At 44.8% G+C, this 16408-nt stretch carries 17 protein-coding genes; 14 read left to right on the forward strand and 3 right to left on the reverse strand.

What is annotated here, in order from left to right:
* The first annotated feature begins 56 nt into the window (after positions 1–56).
* Positions 57–1133 (forward strand): tRNA/rRNA methyltransferase, encoded by a 1077-nt coding sequence (locus ACO5E4_RS06240; RefSeq protein WP_485862437.1) that lies wholly within the window; start codon positions 57–59, stop codon positions 1131–1133.
* Positions 1134–1192: 59 nt separating this feature from the next.
* Here the strand turns inward: ACO5E4_RS06240 and ACO5E4_RS06245 are convergent, their stop codons facing one another.
* Positions 1193–1453: a YfhL family 4Fe-4S dicluster ferredoxin gene (locus ACO5E4_RS06245; RefSeq protein WP_032997744.1), complete on the reverse strand. Its 261-nt coding sequence runs from the start codon at positions 1451–1453 to the stop codon at positions 1193–1195.
* 66 nt (positions 1454–1519) lie between these two features.
* Here ACO5E4_RS06245 and ACO5E4_RS06250 point away from each other — a divergent pair, with 66 nt between their 5' ends.
* The 4 genes from ACO5E4_RS06250 (at position 1520) to ACO5E4_RS06265 (ending at position 5791) form a co-directional block, all read left to right on the forward strand.
* Positions 1520–2215, forward strand: coding sequence for a ribonuclease T2 family protein (locus ACO5E4_RS06250; RefSeq protein ID WP_485862438.1), 696 nt, complete (start codon positions 1520–1522; stop codon positions 2213–2215).
* 137 nt (positions 2216–2352) lie between these two features.
* On the forward strand, positions 2353–3516 hold the full coding sequence (gene pgk, locus ACO5E4_RS06255) for a phosphoglycerate kinase (RefSeq protein WP_485862439.1): 1164 nt from the start codon (positions 2353–2355) through the stop codon (positions 3514–3516).
* 122 nt (positions 3517–3638) lie between these two features.
* Positions 3639–4718: a class II fructose-bisphosphate aldolase gene (gene fbaA / locus ACO5E4_RS06260; protein WP_314953952.1), complete on the forward strand. Its 1080-nt coding sequence runs from the start codon at positions 3639–3641 to the stop codon at positions 4716–4718.
* A 119-nt stretch (positions 4719–4837) separates the two neighbouring features.
* On the forward strand, positions 4838–5791 hold the full coding sequence (locus ACO5E4_RS06265; RefSeq protein ID WP_485862440.1) for an alpha/beta fold hydrolase: 954 nt from the start codon (positions 4838–4840) through the stop codon (positions 5789–5791).
* On the opposite strand, the gene crcB is transcribed toward ACO5E4_RS06265, so the two are convergent.
* Positions 5748–6134 (reverse strand): fluoride efflux transporter CrcB, encoded by a 387-nt coding sequence (gene crcB, locus ACO5E4_RS06270; protein ID WP_485862441.1) that lies wholly within the window; start codon positions 6132–6134, stop codon positions 5748–5750. The genes ACO5E4_RS06265 and crcB overlap by 44 nt on opposite strands.
* Positions 6134–6952: a Cof-type HAD-IIB family hydrolase gene (locus ACO5E4_RS06275; RefSeq protein WP_485862442.1), complete on the reverse strand. Its 819-nt coding sequence runs from the start codon at positions 6950–6952 to the stop codon at positions 6134–6136. The genes crcB and ACO5E4_RS06275 overlap by 1 nt, the downstream gene beginning before the upstream one ends.
* A gap of 153 nt (positions 6953–7105) precedes the next feature.
* Between ACO5E4_RS06275 and ilvG the strand changes: the two genes are divergently transcribed.
* The 9 genes from ilvG (at position 7106) to ACO5E4_RS06320 (ending at position 16242) form a co-directional block, all read left to right on the forward strand.
* Complete coding sequence (gene ilvG, locus ACO5E4_RS06280; protein ID WP_485862443.1) at positions 7106–8758, forward strand: acetolactate synthase 2 catalytic subunit; 1653 nt, start codon at positions 7106–7108, stop codon at positions 8756–8758.
* Positions 8759–8762: 4 nt separating this feature from the next.
* Positions 8763–8978 (forward strand): acetolactate synthase 2 small subunit, encoded by a 216-nt coding sequence (gene ilvM / locus ACO5E4_RS06285; RefSeq protein ID WP_111306350.1) that lies wholly within the window; start codon positions 8763–8765, stop codon positions 8976–8978.
* Entirely contained in the window at positions 8978–9613 is a 636-nt protein-coding gene (locus tag ACO5E4_RS06290; RefSeq protein WP_485862444.1) for a hypothetical protein, read from the forward strand. The genes ilvM and ACO5E4_RS06290 overlap by 1 nt, the downstream gene beginning before the upstream one ends.
* Positions 9614–9649: 36 nt before the next feature.
* Positions 9650–11488, forward strand: coding sequence for a dihydroxy-acid dehydratase (gene ilvD / locus ACO5E4_RS06295; protein WP_485862445.1), 1839 nt, complete (start codon positions 9650–9652; stop codon positions 11486–11488).
* A gap of 136 nt (positions 11489–11624) precedes the next feature.
* Positions 11625–12062, forward strand: coding sequence for a hypothetical protein (locus ACO5E4_RS06300; protein ID WP_485862446.1), 438 nt, complete (start codon positions 11625–11627; stop codon positions 12060–12062).
* A complete protein-coding gene (ilvA, locus tag ACO5E4_RS06305; protein WP_485862447.1) occupies positions 12059–13600 on the forward strand; it encodes a threonine ammonia-lyase, biosynthetic in 1542 nt (513 codons plus the stop codon). Before ACO5E4_RS06300 ends, ilvA begins: the two co-directional genes overlap by 4 nt.
* A gap of 170 nt (positions 13601–13770) precedes the next feature.
* A complete protein-coding gene (locus ACO5E4_RS06310; protein WP_485862448.1) occupies positions 13771–14691 on the forward strand; it encodes a dialkylresorcinol condensing enzyme in 921 nt (306 codons plus the stop codon).
* Positions 14692–14693: 2 nt separating this feature from the next.
* The gene (locus ACO5E4_RS06315; RefSeq protein WP_485862449.1) at positions 14694–15854 is read left to right on the forward strand and encodes a beta-ketoacyl-ACP synthase III; all 1161 of its coding nucleotides are present in this window, start codon (positions 14694–14696) and stop codon (positions 15852–15854) included.
* Complete coding sequence (locus ACO5E4_RS06320; protein WP_485862450.1) at positions 15844–16242, forward strand: DarG family dialkylresorcinol biosynthesis protein; 399 nt, start codon at positions 15844–15846, stop codon at positions 16240–16242. The genes ACO5E4_RS06315 and ACO5E4_RS06320 overlap by 11 nt, the downstream gene beginning before the upstream one ends.
* The last annotated feature ends 166 nt before the right edge of the window (positions 16243–16408 follow it).

The raw sequence follows: 16408 nt of genomic DNA on the forward strand, positions 1-16408 counted from the left end.
TTTATTGCCAACAGCGCAAATTTATTCCATTCATCCACCCTATCGGCAACACAACTATGAACCAAAATTCAAACAAACCGACTTTCAAATCAAACAACCGTACTTTTTCCGAACGCAGTGTCGGTGATGACCGTCAAAAACGCGATAAAAATCGACCGCACTTTTCCTCCTCAAAAAGCGATTCTCGCCAAGAATTTCGCCGAGAAAGAGAGAACGACAGAAATACTAAGCCGAAATTTAAACGCGCTGAAAGCCAAGAAAAAACCTTACATATTGCCGAAAGCACCATGAAAAAAGCCGGTGGTGCGGAAGGCAACGTGAAAGTCACCGTCAAAAGCAGTCGTTTCGATGATAAGCCGAGAGAGAAAAAGACCGGCCCATTGTCACCACGCGCACCGGAAAAAATTAAAAAGAATCGCGCAGAAGAAATGAAAGTGTATGGTGAAAACGCGTGTTTAGCCTTATTTCAACAACGTCCGGGAAGCATTGTACGCTTGTGGGCAACCGTACAAATGGCTCATAAAATTGGGGATATTTGCAGTTATTTAGCCACCAATAAAAAGGTGTATCACATTGTGGACAACGACGAGATGATCAAAGTCAGCGGCACAGAACACCACGGTGGCATTTGTATGTTGGTGAAAAAAGCGCATCCGTTTACGTTGCAAGGCTATCTCGATGTGCCACATCAAGAAGATTGCTTGGTATTGTTAGATAATGTGAACAACGCACAAAACATTGGCGGTATTTTACGCACTTGCGCTTTTTTCGGGGTAAAAAATATTGTGGTAGAGAACGCTGAAAGCCTTAATTCTGCCGTGACCTTACGCGTTGCAGAAGGCGGTGCGGAATATGTGCGTGTATTGGAAACCAATGACACACGCAATGCACTTGCCCAATTACGCCAAACCGGTTATCAAATTATTCATGTGAGCAGCGATGAAAATGCAACCGCATTGGATAAAGTGCGGTTAAAAAATAAAACGGTTTTTGTGCTGAGTGAAGGCACGACAGAGGCTTTATCAGAGAAAAACGATGAGCAGGTTCGTTTGGCGTTTGCCAGCCCAGTGAAAAATGGGTTAAACGTATCGGTCAATGCCGGCATTTTACTGGCAAAATGGTATTTTAGATAAAACGAGAAAAGTTAGGGCGCATAAAAACGCCCTCTTTTTTCACCGCACTTTCAAATACGTTACAGTTTGTCCCCGTGGTGAATTAACACAAAGCGCTCCCATAGCTGTTCTTCGCTTTCCACGTGATCCGGGTCGGTGATAATACATTTGCTGATAGGACAAACTTTCTGGCAGGTGGGCGTGTCGTAGTGACCGACACATTCGGTGCACAGTTCGGGATCAATGACATAGATCTCATCGCCGATTGAAATTGCTTCATTCGGGCATTCCGGCAAGCACATATCGCAATTCGTGCATTTGTCAGTGATGAGTAGCGCCATAACATCCTCAGGGAAAATGAAAGGGTCGGATTATAATCAATACACTAACAAAGTGAAAGGAATTTTATGAACGAAAAACGTCTGTTGCTACTGTCTTTTTTTGTAGTGGCATTTTTAATGTTTTCACTTGCCGGCTGGTATTATTTTTCTCAACAGAAACAAGCCGTTGATGTGGTGGTTGATCGTAATTACGATTATGTTATGAAAAATGATCCTATCGGGCAAAATAAACAGGCGCAAACCGATTATTACACCCTTGTGTTGTCTTGGTCACCGGCATTCTGTGAACGACAACGTCAACAATACGGCGATCATTTGCCGACCTCTTTGCAATATCAATGCGGCTTAACCCAACAATTCGGCTGGATTGTGCATGGATTGTGGTCACAAAACAAACAAGCTCGAAGAGTCTCCGATCACCCCCGTTTTTGTCAAGGCGATTTGCCGCAATTACCGCAAGATCTGATTGAACGCTATTTGCCTGAAGTGCCAAGTGCCGCCTTATTACAAGGCGAGTGGGAAAAACACGGTGCGTGTATGTTTAACAATGCGCAAGATTATTTTGAAAAGATCAAAAATTTATACCGCACTTTGAAGCTACCGAACTATGAATTAAGCCGTACCGAACTGTTTAAATGGATGCGAAAAAATAACCCGCAATTAAAGAATGTTTACTTGGGCGCCGCACGTAATGAACTCTTTATTTGTTACGATTTAGACTGGCAAATTATGGATTGCCCAAGTAGTCGAACCGGCTATTAATTCAATAATTCGACACGGATCAATGAAATGTGTAATCCTAAAGTTGAACCCTTGAATTCAGGTTACAAGCTACTCAGTTACAGGTATAATGCCAACAGTTCTTATTTTTAATTTTAACCACTAAAGAGAGGTAAATTATGTCAGTAATTAAAATGACCGATTTAGACTTAAAGGGTAAACGCGTATTTATCCGTGCCGACTTAAACGTGCCGGTAAAAGACGGTAAAGTCACATCCGATGCGCGTATCCGTGCCACCATCCCAACCTTAAAATTAGCCTTAGAAAAAGGCGCAAAAGTGATGGTTACCTCTCACTTAGGTCGTCCGACCGAAGGTGAATTCACCCCTGAAGATTCCCTCCAACCTGTTGTTGATTATTTAAACGAACATCTTGATGTCCCGGTACGCTTAGTACGCGATTACCTTAACGGTGTTGATGTGAACGCCGGTGAAATCGTGGTGTTAGAAAACGTGCGCATCAACAAAGGCGAAAAGAAAAACGATCCGGAATTAGGTAAAAAATACGCCTCACTTTGTGATGTTTTCGTGATGGATGCCTTTGGTACAGCACACCGTGCGCAAGCCTCTACCTACGGCGTTGCAGAATTTGCACCGATTGCCTGCGCAGGTCCATTGCTTGCTGCAGAACTTGATGCGCTGGGTAAAGCATTAAAAGAACCTGCACGTCCAATGGTGGCGATCGTGGGTGGTTCTAAAGTCTCCACTAAATTAGAAGTATTAAACTCACTTTCCAAAATTGCCGACCAAATTATCGTGGGTGGCGGTATCGCCAACACCTTTATTGCCGCAGTCGGTCATAACGTAGGCAAATCCTTATACGAAGCCGATTTAATCCCGGTGGCTAAAGAATTAGCAGCAAGCACCGATATTCCTGTACCGGTGGATGTTCGTGTGGGTACCGAGTTCTCCGAAACTGCACCGGCAACAGAAAAATCCGTGACCGAAGTGAAAGATGATGAATCCATTTTTGACATTGGCGATAAATCTGCGGCACAACTTGCCGAAATCATTAAAAATGCAAAAACCGTATTATGGAACGGCCCAGTGGGCGTATTTGAATTCCCAAACTTCCGCAAAGGAACAGAAATCATTTCTCACGCCATTGCTAACAGCGATGCGTTCTCCATTGCGGGCGGTGGTGATACGCTTGCCGCCATCGATTTATTCGGTATCGCAGATAAAATTTCCTACATTTCTACCGGTGGCGGTGCGTTCTTAGAATTCGTAGAAGGCAAAGTGTTACCGGCAGTCGAAATCCTCGAAAAACGTGCGAAAAACTAACCGCACTTTTTCTGCGTAAGATCGTCATAGCGCGCGTCTGCTGACGCGTGCTATCAATCAACGTAAAACACATTCTTTAAACGGTGGAATCAACCCACCCAACACAAAAGGAAAAAACGAAAATGGCTAAATTATTAGATATCGTCAAACCGGGCGTGCTTACCGGTGAAGATGTTCAAAAAGTATTCGCATACGCAAAAGAACACGGTTTCGCACTGCCTGCCGTCAACTGCGTCGGCTCCGACTCTGTGAATACCGTTTTAGAAACGGCTGCCCGCGTGAAAGCGCCGGTCATTATTCAATTCTCTAACGGTGGTGCGGCCTTCTATGCCGGCAAAGGCATCAAACCGACCAGCGGTGCACGTCCTGACGTTTTAGGTGCGATTGCAGGTGCAAAACACGTTCATACTTTAGCCAAGGAATACGGCGTACCGGTAATTTTACACACCGACCACGCAGCGAAAAAATTACTGCCATGGATCGACGGCTTACTTGAAGCCGGTGAAAAACACTTCGCTGAAACCGGTCGTCCATTATTCTCTTCCCACATGCTTGACCTTTCCGAAGAGCCGATGGAAGAAAACATGGCAATCTGCCGTGAATACCTTGCTCGTATGAGCAAAATGGGCATGACCCTTGAAATCGAAATCGGTATCACCGGTGGTGAAGAAGATGGCGTGGACAACTCCGGCGTCGATGAATCTCGTCTTTACACCCAACCATCTGATGTGCTTTATGTTTACGACCAATTACATCCGGTTAGCCCGAACTTTACCGTTGCAGCCGCATTCGGTAACGTACACGGCGTGTACAAACCGGGTAACGTAAAATTAAAACCATCGATCTTAGGTGCAAGCCAAGAATTCGTTGCCAAAGAACGCAACCTTCCGGCAAAACCAATCAATTTCGTGTTCCACGGTGGTTCCGGCTCTTCTCGTGAAGAAATTCGTGAAGCGATTAGCTATGGCGCAATTAAAATGAATATCGACACCGACACCCAATGGGCATCTTGGAACGGTATTTTAAACTTCTACAAAGCGAACGAAGCATATTTGCAAGGTCAATTAGGCAACCCGGAAGGCCCTGATGCACCGAACAAAAAATACTACGACCCACGCGTTTGGTTACGCAAAATGGAAGAATCGATGTCTAAACGCTTAGAACAATCTTTCGAAGACTTAAACTGCGTTGATGTTTTATAGTTTAAAAACGCGCTGAAAACCGACCGCACTTTAGATGCACTTTTTGAGATGTACTTTAAAGTGCGGTTATTTTTTCCTCTTTTTATTTTGCCCCCTTTTGCCTCAACGACTCATTTACCATGCACAACATAGAGAACGCCCCATTACACCTCTTCGCCGAACAATTTCCCTTGCAATACATTGAGGGACAACGCGGCTGCCGATTGGCTTATCGACATTGCGTTCACCAGCCGGTTGCCGATAATTTGGTCATTTTGGTCAATGGACGGGTAGAAAATATCCTGAAATGGACAGAAATTGCACAAGATTTCTATGCGCAGGGATATGATGTGCTGATTTTTGATCATCGCGGTCAAGGCTATTCACAACGATTGTTGTCGGACAGCGAAAAAGGCCATTTGGATGAATTTCGGTTTTATGCACAAGACATGGCAAAAATCATCGAAAATGTGACCGCACTTTACTCCTACGAGCAACAATATTTGCTCGCCCATTCTTTAGGGGCGTTGATTTCAACCTACTATTTAGCGAATTTTGATCACCAGATTAAACGTGCTGTTTTTTCCGCGCCGTTTTTTGGTATGCCTTTAAAGCACCCTGTGCGTGATGAAATGCTGTTAAGTCTGATGATGTTATTTGGGCAAGGAAAGCGTTATGTGTTCGGCAAAGGGCCGTATAAACCGGTGGATGTGCAGGAAAATTTGTTAAGCCATGATAGCGCGCGAATGCAAAGAATGAATGAAATTAATTTGGCAAACCCTTCTATTCGCTTGGGCGGACCGACTTTCCGGTGGGCATATTTGTGTCTAATAGCCATTAAACATTTGCCGAAAATATTGCCACGCATTGAAACGCCGGTATTGGTGTTAGAGGCGGAACAAGAACAAATCGTCAATAATAAAACGTTGGAAAAACTCACCGCACTTTTCATGTGTGGCAGTCTGAAAAAAATCACCGGAGCAAAACATGAAATTCTGTTTGAAACCGATGCGATTCGTACGCCAACCTTACAACATATTTATGCGTTTTTTACTTCAGCGCATAGCGAACCAACAATAAGCCCAATAGGGTAAACAATAAACTGCCGATGACGTGGGCGGCAATTAATCCCAAGGCGATGCCGAGTTTGCCGTTTAGGAAATTGTTGACCACTTCAATGGAAAATGAGGAAAACGTGGTTAAGCTACCAAGAAAGCCAGTCACCAAAAACAACTTCCAAGCCTCCGAAAGTTGAGGAATGAACCAAAATAAGGCAAATAGCGCACCGATAATAAAACTGCCTAAATAATTGGCGCTCAAGGTGCCAAAAGAAAAAGCGCTAAACCACGGATTGAGCAACAATCCCAAGCCCCAACGCAAGCAAGCACCCAGCACCGCACCGCCACTAATCCAGAGTAAAGAAGATAATATTGGCATCAATAAATTCCAAAAATCGCGCGAAGGTAAGAGGCGACGGCTTCATGTCCATGGCGACCGATCACTTCTAGTTGTGGACACGCCTGCACTAAGCGCGGATCGGCATTTCCCATAATGCATCCCTTGCCCACTTCTGCCAGCATTTCGACGTCATTCATGCCATCACCAAAGGCAATACAATCTTGCAAACCGTATTCCCGTTGCTCAATTACCTGTGCAAGTGCGGTGGCTTTTGACACATTTTTATTCATCACTTCCAAGCAAATCGGCGTGGAATACGTCAGGCTGATTTTCTCGCCGAAGTCCTGACGAAGACGTTGTTCCAATTCCACCAAATCTGCCGGCGTGCGGGCAATGAAAAACACTTTTTCGGTATCTCGTCCGTGATGTTGCTTAAAATCCACCACCTCGTACAAAAAGCCGGAATCTTTGTGATATTTGTAAAGCTCAGGAATGTCTTTGTTGATAAACCAGCCATCAGCCTGATAACTGTTGACACAGACGCGGTTGTTGTCAAAGGGCAAATTCATGACTTGATACGCAATTTCTTCCGGCAAGGCATTATTCAACAATAATTCGCCTTGTAGATTATGCGCTTGTGCGCCATTTGACGTAATCAACACCGCCTCTTTCACTTTGGTTTTCTTTAAAATACTGGATACATCAAAGTAATTACGCCCCGTGGCAAGGATAATATCGACTTTGTTGTCATACAGATGTTCCAAGGTTTGCGCAGTAAAATCACCGATAACATGATGTTCGTTCAGTAAGGTTCCATCCATGTCCGACACGATGGCGCGATAGGGACGTTTTTGCATAATTTTTCACCTTAAATGACATAATGGCTAATGGTAGCAAATTTTGCATAAAAATATTGGCGGTTTTCTTGAATTTTTTCAGGAAATGTAATAAAAGATTAAACCTTTCACACGAAAAAATCGCTTCCCTAACAATTGAACACAGCTACGAATATGAACGGTGCAAATTTAATCATCGAGTGCTTAAAAGCACATCACGTGGATACCATTTTCGGCTATCCCGGCGGTGCCATCATGCCGACCTATGATGCAATTTATGATTCCGGCTTAGACCATTTACTTTGCCGTAACGAACAAGGTGCTGCCATGGCGGCTATTGGCTATGCGCGTGCCTCAGGCAAAGTTGGCGTATGTATTGCCACTTCCGGCCCCGGCGCAACTAACCTCATCACCGGACTGGGCGATGCCTTAATGGATTCTATTCCGATTGTAGCGATCACAGGTCAAGTAGCTTCGCCACTTATCGGCACTGATGCCTTTCAGGAAGCGGATGTATTAGGACTTTCTCTTGCCTGCACCAAACATAGTTTTATCGTACAGAATATTGACGAATTACCGGAAATTATCGCCAAAGCCTTTGAAATCGCCAAAAGTGGCAGACCGGGGCCAGTATTGATCGATGTGCCGAAAGACGTACAAGTTGCGCCAACCACGGCAAAACCTATCGTGAATTCGCTGCCCAAAACGACCGCACTTTGCGACAAACAACTAACCCAGGCACTTGAGTTATTAAAACACGCTAAACGCCCGATGGCGTATATCGGTGGTGGTGTGGGTATGGCAGGCGCCGTGCCGGCATTGCGTTATTTCTTACACACCACCCAAATGCCAAGTATCGTGACCTTAAAAGGGCTTGGCGCGGTATCGCCTGACGATCCTTATTATCTCGGCATGATCGGTATGCACGGCACCAAAGCCGCTAACTACGCCACCCAGGAAGCTGATTTATTGCTCGTGTTCGGTGCGCGTTTTGATGACCGCGTGACGGGCAAACTCGACACCTTCGCGCCACACGCGAAAGTGATTCATGTGGACATCGATGGCGCCGAATTAGGCAAATTACGCCGACCAGATGTGGCGTTACGTGGCCATCTAATCGCCACGCTAGAAAGTCTAAGCGTGCCGCTTGATATCGCCCCTTGGCAACAAACCGTCGCACAATATAAACAACAATTTGCGTTCAGCTACGGTGAACATGACGGCGAACAACTCATCAACCCGTTATGGTTGCTCAACAGCATTTCACGCCAAAAAACACCGGAAACCATCGTTGTCACCGATGTGGGACAACATCAAATGTGGTCGGCATTACACGTGCAACATCACGCCCCGGAAAACTTCATCACCTCCGCCGGTTTCGGTACCATGGGTTTCGGCTTGCCAGCCGCCATCGGTGCGAAAAAAGCCCGCCCGGAAGATGAAGTCATTTTAGTCAGCGGTGATGGCTCCATCATGATGAACATTCAAGAACTTGGCTCCATTGGTCGTGGCAAAGCCCCAATTAAAATTGTGTTATTGGATAACCAACGTCTCGGCATGGTGCGCCAATGGCAATCTCTCTTCTTCAATGCCCGTCACAGCAGCACGATTCTAGACGACAACCCGGATTTCGTGGTGCTCGCCTCGGCGTTCGGCATTAAAGGGGAACGCATTGATTCCGCCCATCAAGTGGATGCCGCGCTAGAACGCTTATTCAACAGCCAAGAGGCTTATTTATTGCATATTTGCATCCATTCCGACGAAAACGTGTGGCCGTTAGTGCCGCCGGGCGCGTGCAACGCAGATATGTTGGAAAGTATGGAGTAATCACATGGAACACCAAATCGACCTCACCGCCCAACACCGCCCCGAAGTGCTGGAACGCATTCTCCGCGTCATCCGCCACCGTGGCTTCACCGTGACCCAAATGGATATGCAACTGATTGACGACAAAGTGCGGTTAAAATTCACCGTAAAATCCGACCGCACTTTAGATTTGTTGGTCAGTCAGTTGGAGAAAATTTATGATGTGGTGGAGATTAAATAATGAAAAATATACGTTTGTTATTGGAGTTACTTATTACTTTCGTACTATTTGGATGCACTTCATTACAAGATAAAGAACTATCTTCTCAAAAAGAAGTAATACACTCTTTCTTTATAGCAGAAGACAACATTTATGCTATAGGGCAACTTAATAGTTATCACTTTGCCGGTTCAGAATATAGTGAAACTGGAGATTTAATTCGTATCTTACGATCACCTTACGTAAAAAACATATCATCTGTGAAAATTCATTCTATCGCCAAAGATGTTGAAAAAAACAAAGTGAAAGCTACATTAACATTATATTTTAATGATAAAGAGCTTACTCAAAAGCAATCTAATGAGCTCTATGGACAAAAATATTACTATATGCATGAACATAATATATTTTTTATAATGAAAGATGGTGAAATTGTTGATATTAAAAATAAAAATGAGATTTTGAAAAAAGCCAAATTGATTAAACCTTTAGAAACTAAGTACTTAGAATATCGTCAAGAAAAAAGATTCAGTGCTGAAGCAACAGAGGATAACGTTACAGTAGCTGGACGAGCATCAGCGGCAATGATTATTTTTGTACCGTTAGCAATTATCTCATTACCTTTTTATGCAATTCAGTCTTTATCTGGAAAATAAAAACAAACCCTAAAAATTTACTCGGAGAACTTATTTATGCCAAAACTACGCTCAGCGACCAGCACTCAGGGTCGTAATATGGCGGGTGCACGTGCCTTATGGCGTGCAACAGGGATGAAAGAAAATGACTTCGGCAAACCCATTATTGCGGTAGTGAACTCTTTCACCCAATTCGTGCCGGGACATGTGCATTTAAAAGACATGGGACAACTGGTCGCGGCGGAAATTGAAAAAGCCGGCGGCGTGGCAAAAGAATTTAACACCATTGCGGTGGATGACGGTATTGCCATGGGACACGGCGGGATGCTTTACTCCTTACCAAGCCGTGATTTGATTGCAGACAGCGTGGAGTACATGGTCAATGCCCACTGCGCCGATGCCATGGTGTGCATTTCCAACTGTGACAAAATCACCCCGGGAATGTTAATGGCGGCAATGCGTTTGAATATTCCGACCATCTTTGTTTCAGGCGGTCCAATGGAAGCCGGCAAAACCAAACTTTCCGATCAACTCATCCGCTTAGATTTAGTCGATGCGATGATTGAAGCAGCGGATCCGAATGTCAGTAATGAGCGTATTGATGCCATTGAACGCAGCGCTTGCCCGACTTGTGGCTCCTGCTCAGGGATGTTTACTGCCAACTCTATGAACTGTTTAACGGAAGCCCTTGGTTTAAGTTTACCGGGCAACGGTTCTATGCTTGCCACCCACGCCGACCGTAAAGACTTATTCTTAAAAGCCGGTCGCCAAATTGTCGAACTGTGCAAACGTTATTACGAACAAGACGACGAAAGCGTATTGCCACGTTCCATCGGCACTTTTGACGCCTTTGAAAACGCCATGAGCTTAGATATCGCCATGGGCGGTTCCAGTAACACCGTTTTACACTTACTTGCCGCAGCGCAAGAAGCCGGCGTAGATTTTAAAATGGCAGACATCGACCGTTTATCTCGCAAAGTGCCTTGCTTAAGTAAAATCGCCCCGAACACTAACAAATACCACATGGAAGACGTACATCGCGCAGGCGGGATTATGGGCTTATTGGGCGAATTGGATCGCGCTGGTTTAATTCACCGACACACCAAAACCGTGTTGGGCATGAGGTTGGAAGAACAATTAAATCAATACGATATCATCCGCAATAAAGACGAAGCATTGCACAAATTCTTCCGTGCCGGCCCGGCAGGCATCCGTACCACCCAAGCTTTCTCACAAGATTGCCGTTGGGACAGCGTGGACGATGACCGTGTAAACGGCTGTATCCGCAATAAAGAAAATGCCATTTCCGAAGAGGGCGGATTGGCCGTATTATTTGGTAATCTAGCCGAAGACGGATGTATCGTCAAAACCGCGGGCGTGGATGAATCCATCTGGACATTCACCGGTCGTGCCATCGTGTTTGAAAGCCAAGAAGACGCTGTTGCCGGGATTTTAGGCGGCAAAGTCAAAGAGGGTCATGTCGTAGTCATCCGTTACGAAGGTCCAAAAGGCGGCCCGGGTATGCAAGAAATGCTCTATCCGACCAGCTATTTAAAATCCATGGGCTTAGGCAAAAAATGTGCCTTGTTAACAGACGGACGTTTCTCCGGCGGCACATCCGGCTTATCGATTGGTCATGCCTCACCTGAAGCCGCTTCTGGTGGTGCGATTGGTTTAGTACAGGATGACGACATTATCGAAATCGACATTCCGAATCGTGCGATTAACCTCAACATCAGCGATGAAGAATTAGCCAAACGCCGCGCCGAACAAGATGCCAAAGGCTGGCAACCGGCTCACCGTGAACGTGAAGTGTCTTTCGCCTTAAAAGTGTTTGGCCACTTCGCCACCTCGGCGGATAAAGGCGCTGTGCGTGATAAAAGTCTATTAAAATAAAAAATTGTCGGGACAGGCGTTATGCCTGTCCTTATCAATATCGAACAGGGACAGGTATAAAACCTGTCCCTACAACAAAATTCAATAAAGTGCGGTCATTTTTCTGAGTGTTTTGAAAAAATATAGGAAGATTCTAATGGCATCTCTCGATTTTTTTAACAAAAAAGAAATAGTTGGGATTGGCGCATCATCTTATAACGAAAAGTTAATTGATGTTTGGAAGGATAGCATTAATGGAGATGAGAAGTCTTGGGTGCTGTTTGAAAATGGAACTTGCGTTATTTTACTTGAGCCCGAAGAAGATTTAGCAAAACAAGCTAAAGAATTATTACGTAAATGGGGAAAAGTTCAAGTAGCTACACTGTCAGCAGATTTTGATGTTATCCATTTGGATAATGGTAAAGGATATGCTGTTTCATGTCATCATCCCGGAATTTTTACGTTAGTTTTAAAACAAGATAGATTAGATGAAGATTTCAAAATAGGTATTGAAGGTCGCTCTAACCGAAATTATGATGCCGAAGAACTCAATGTCATTCATGTCGAAGATAAACGAATAAAAGAAATACTATGAAAAGCCTACTCACCAACCCACACCCCCCCCAAAGCGACTACATCAACGCTATCGTGAAACTTGGCGGACGCGTGTATGAAGCAGCGCAAGTCACGCCATTACAAAAAATGAGCAAATTATCCGACCGTCTGCATAACCATATTTGGATTAAGCGTGAAGACCGCCAACCGGTTAACAGCTTCAAGCTACGTGGCGCTTATGCCATGATCTCCACCCTGTCTGATGAACAAAAACAGGCCGGTGTGATTGCCGCTTCGGCAGGCAACCATGCACAAGGCGTGGCATTATCGGCAAAACAACTTGGTTTAAAAGCCCTTATCGTGATGCCGCAAAACACCCCAAGCATTAAAGTGGATGCGGTACGTGGTTTCGGCGGCGAAGTGTTATTGCACGGTGCCAATTTCGATGAAGCCAAGGCCAAAGCCATTGCCCTTTCAAAAGAAAAAAACATGACGTTTATTCCGCCTTTCGACCATCCGTTAGTCATTGCCGGCCAAGGCACATTAGCGATGGAAATGTTGCAACAAGTGGCGGATTTGGATTATGTCTTCGTGCAAGTTGGCGGTGGCGGTTTAGCCGCCGGGGTGGCAATTTTACTCAAACAATTTATGCCGGAAATTAAAGTCATCGGCGTAGAATCTAAAGATTCTGCCTGCCTAACTGCCGCATTAGAAAAAGGTGAACCGACGGATTTAGCACACGTTGGCCTATTCGCCGACGGTGTAGCGGTAAAACGGATTGGTGATGAAACCTTCCGCCTATGCCAACAATACCTCGACGACATGGTGCTGGTGGACAGCGACGAAGTCTGTGCCGCGATGAAAGATTTGTTTGAAAATGTCCGTGCCGTATCCGAACCCTCAGGCGCCTTAGGCTTAGCCGGTTTGAAAAAATACGTCAAACAGCACAACATTCAAGGCAAAAACATGGCAGCAATTTTGTCCGGTGCCAACTTGAATTTCCATACGCTTCGCTATGTGTCCGAACGTTGCGAAATCGGTGAAAATCGCGAAGCCTTACTTGCGGTCACCATGCCTGAAAAGCCGGGCAGCTTCTTAAAATTCGTCCATGTATTGGGCAATCGTGCGGTCACAGAATTCAGCTACCGTTATGCTGATGACAAACGTGCCTGTGTCTTCGTGGGGGTTCGCACGGCAAATGAACAAGAAAAAGCCGACATCATCACCGATCTCACACAAAATGGTTTCGATGTAGAAGATATGTCCGATGACGATATCGCCAAAACCCACGTGCGTTATTTAATGGGCGGACGGGTTGCGAATTACGGCGAACGCCTTTACACCTTTGAATTCCCGGAACAAAAAGGTGCGTTGTTGAAATTCCTTGAAACGCTACAAAACCGTTGGAATATCTCACTTTTCCACTATCGTGCCCACGGTGCCGACTACGGCAATATCCTCGCAGGATTTCAGTTGGAACAAAGCGATGTCGCCGAGCTTGAAAGTGCATTAGAAAAACTGGACTACGTCTACCAAGATGTCACCGATAGCAAATCATATCGCTATTTCTTGCGTTAAAACCCTTCTAAAAAAGACCGCACTTTGCTCTTAACTCTTAAATCGTCAAGTGCGGTCTTTTTTATTGTAGATTTTCTTATAACGCCTCTTTGTAAGAGCAATTAAAAATTCATTAAAAATAGGATAAAATCTAAGCTTTATATTTTTATTTAGCCCAATATTTCTAACCTATGTCAGACGCTCAAAAACATATTTTAGTGGTTTCTTACTCCCAAACAGGACAGCTTGATGCGCTGACCAGTCATTTTCTTCATCCATTAAAACAACAAGAAAACACCGTGATCGAAGAATATAAAATTCGTCCGCTTCAACCTTATACCTTTCCTTGGAAATTTATTCCCTTTTTTAATCAATTTCCGGAATCGGTACACCTAAAGCCGGCACCAATAGAAACACCCGAATTACAACAAAAACACTATGATTTAGTCATCATTGCTTATACGGTTTGGTTCTTGTCACCCTCACAGCCCATCACCGCCTTTTTGCAATCAGAGCAAGCCAAGATTTTGAAGAATACACCGGTGATCACACTGATCGGCTGTCGCAATATGTGGCTGATAGCACAAGAAAAAATAAAGCAAATGCTGACCGCACTTGATGCGCCTCTTATCGGAAACATTGTAAAAACCGACCAATCCAATTCGTGGGCCAGTTTTATCACCATGCCCGCTTGGATGTTAAGCGGAAAGAAACGTTATTTTTCATGGCTTCCCAGTGCCGGCATTAGCGATGATGAACTGCATGATATGCAACGCTTTGGCATCAAATTGGCAGAAACCCTGAATGAAGACCAACCGCTCAATAACGCGCTCTTTCGTCACATGGGTGCGGTCAAAATTGATGAAAAACTGATGATGAGTGAGAAAGTCGGTCATCGTAGTTTCTATTTGTGGGGCAAATTGCTGTTAAAGTGCGGTCAAATTTCACCGCGTTTTCGCCGTGTTGTGCTCTATTTTTATATTCTCTTTTTAATTATACTGATCCTCACGGTCGTGCCGCTCTCTGCGGTCATCAAACGCTTACTTAAACCATTATTAAAAGAAAAATTAGCGCGTCAAAAACGCTATTTTGCCGAACCATCAGGGGAATAATCTTGACTGCACTAGCCGATGTTTACATTAACCGAGTCGCTGCTTTTTTACCCAATGCGCCTGTGGATAACGATCACATGGAACACGTATTGGGCATGGTAGGCGATACGCCGTCCCGTGTACGCAAAATGATTTTGCGCTCCAATGCCATCAAAACCCGTCATTACGCAATTGATCCAACGACACGAGAAACCACACACACCGGCACGGAATTAGCGGTTGAAGCAATCAACGGGTTAATTGCACAAGGGATGGATGTTAATGACGTCAGCTGTCTTGCTTGTGGCACGTCCTATCCTGATCAAGTCATGCCCGGCCAAGGCGTGATGGTGCATGGTTTAATCCCAAATGCACCGGCGTACGAAGTGCTCACGACAGCAGGAGTTTGCGTGGCCGGCATGGCAGCGATGAAACATGCTTATAACGCCATTCGTACAGGTGAGCATCAAGGCGCCATTGCCGTGGCCTCCGAAACGGCTTCCGCCATTATGCGGGGTGAACATTTCCAAGCAGAAATCGACCAAAAACAATTGGAAGACGCCAAACCCGAAATCGGTTTTGAAAAAGATTTCTTACGTTGGATGTTGTCTGATGGCGCTGGGGCGGTGCAGTTAAGCTATCAACCGAACGCGCAAGGTATTAGCCTGAAAATACACTGGATTGACCTGATTTCCTATGCTAACGAAATGCCGGTTTGCATGTATGCCGGCGCAGAAATTCAAGATACACGATTTATCAGTTGGAAAAATGTCACTAAGGACGAGCGCGATGCGCGCAGTCTCATGTCGGTCAAACAGGATGTCAAATTGCTCAACGAAAATATTGTGCGTTGCACGGTAGAAAATGCCCTATTGCGTTTAATCGAAAAACATCGTTTGAAAGCCGAAGATATTGATTATTTCCTGCCGCATTATTCTTCCGGTTTTTTCCGTGACAAATTGTTGGACGGGCTGAAAAATATCAATTTCGTTATTCCACAAGAGAAGTGGTTTACCAATTTGGAAACCAAAGGGAATACCGGTTCAGCCTCCATCTACATCATTCTTCAGGAATTTTTAGAGAAATATCCGCTAAAAAACGGGCAAAAAGTGTTGTGTTATATTCCGGAAAGCGGACGTTTTTCATCCTGTTTTATGTTGCTTGAGGTCGTCAATGGAAATTAACGATATCCCGCAAGACAACAGCAAAATCTTTCGCGGGCAACGCAAAGTGGTCTATGCCACCCAAGATGGCAACTACCAAACCGCCACGTCGAACGGCTGGGAAACGGAAGAATTCGCGACAGAACAAGCGGTGGAAGAACTCAATCAACTTACTAACGAAGCGTTAAACGCCGTAAAACGCGGCGAAAAGTCACCGCTCTTTTATTATATGTACCGTTATCGTTTTGACCTCCCCAGCCTCGCTCAAGCCACAGGCTTCTGGCAATGGCAAATCAAACGACACTTTAAACCAAGCGTGTTTGCTAAATTGTCGGATAAGGTGTTGGAGAGATATGCGGAGGTGTTTGGGGTGGCGATTTTAGAATTACAACAGGTCAAAATCCAATAAAGAGAATTACGGTTGCTGAGCTTGTCGAAGCATAAGTAATTCTCCTCAAGATAAAAAATGAAAGGTTGGAGCAGAGCAAAAAAGAAGCGCTAATCCAAGGGCAATATGATCTTCTCCCTAAATTGGCGAAAACCAGAAATTAACCGCTAAAATCACTCATGCTTCG

The organism is Aggregatibacter sp., from assembly GCF_057314075.1.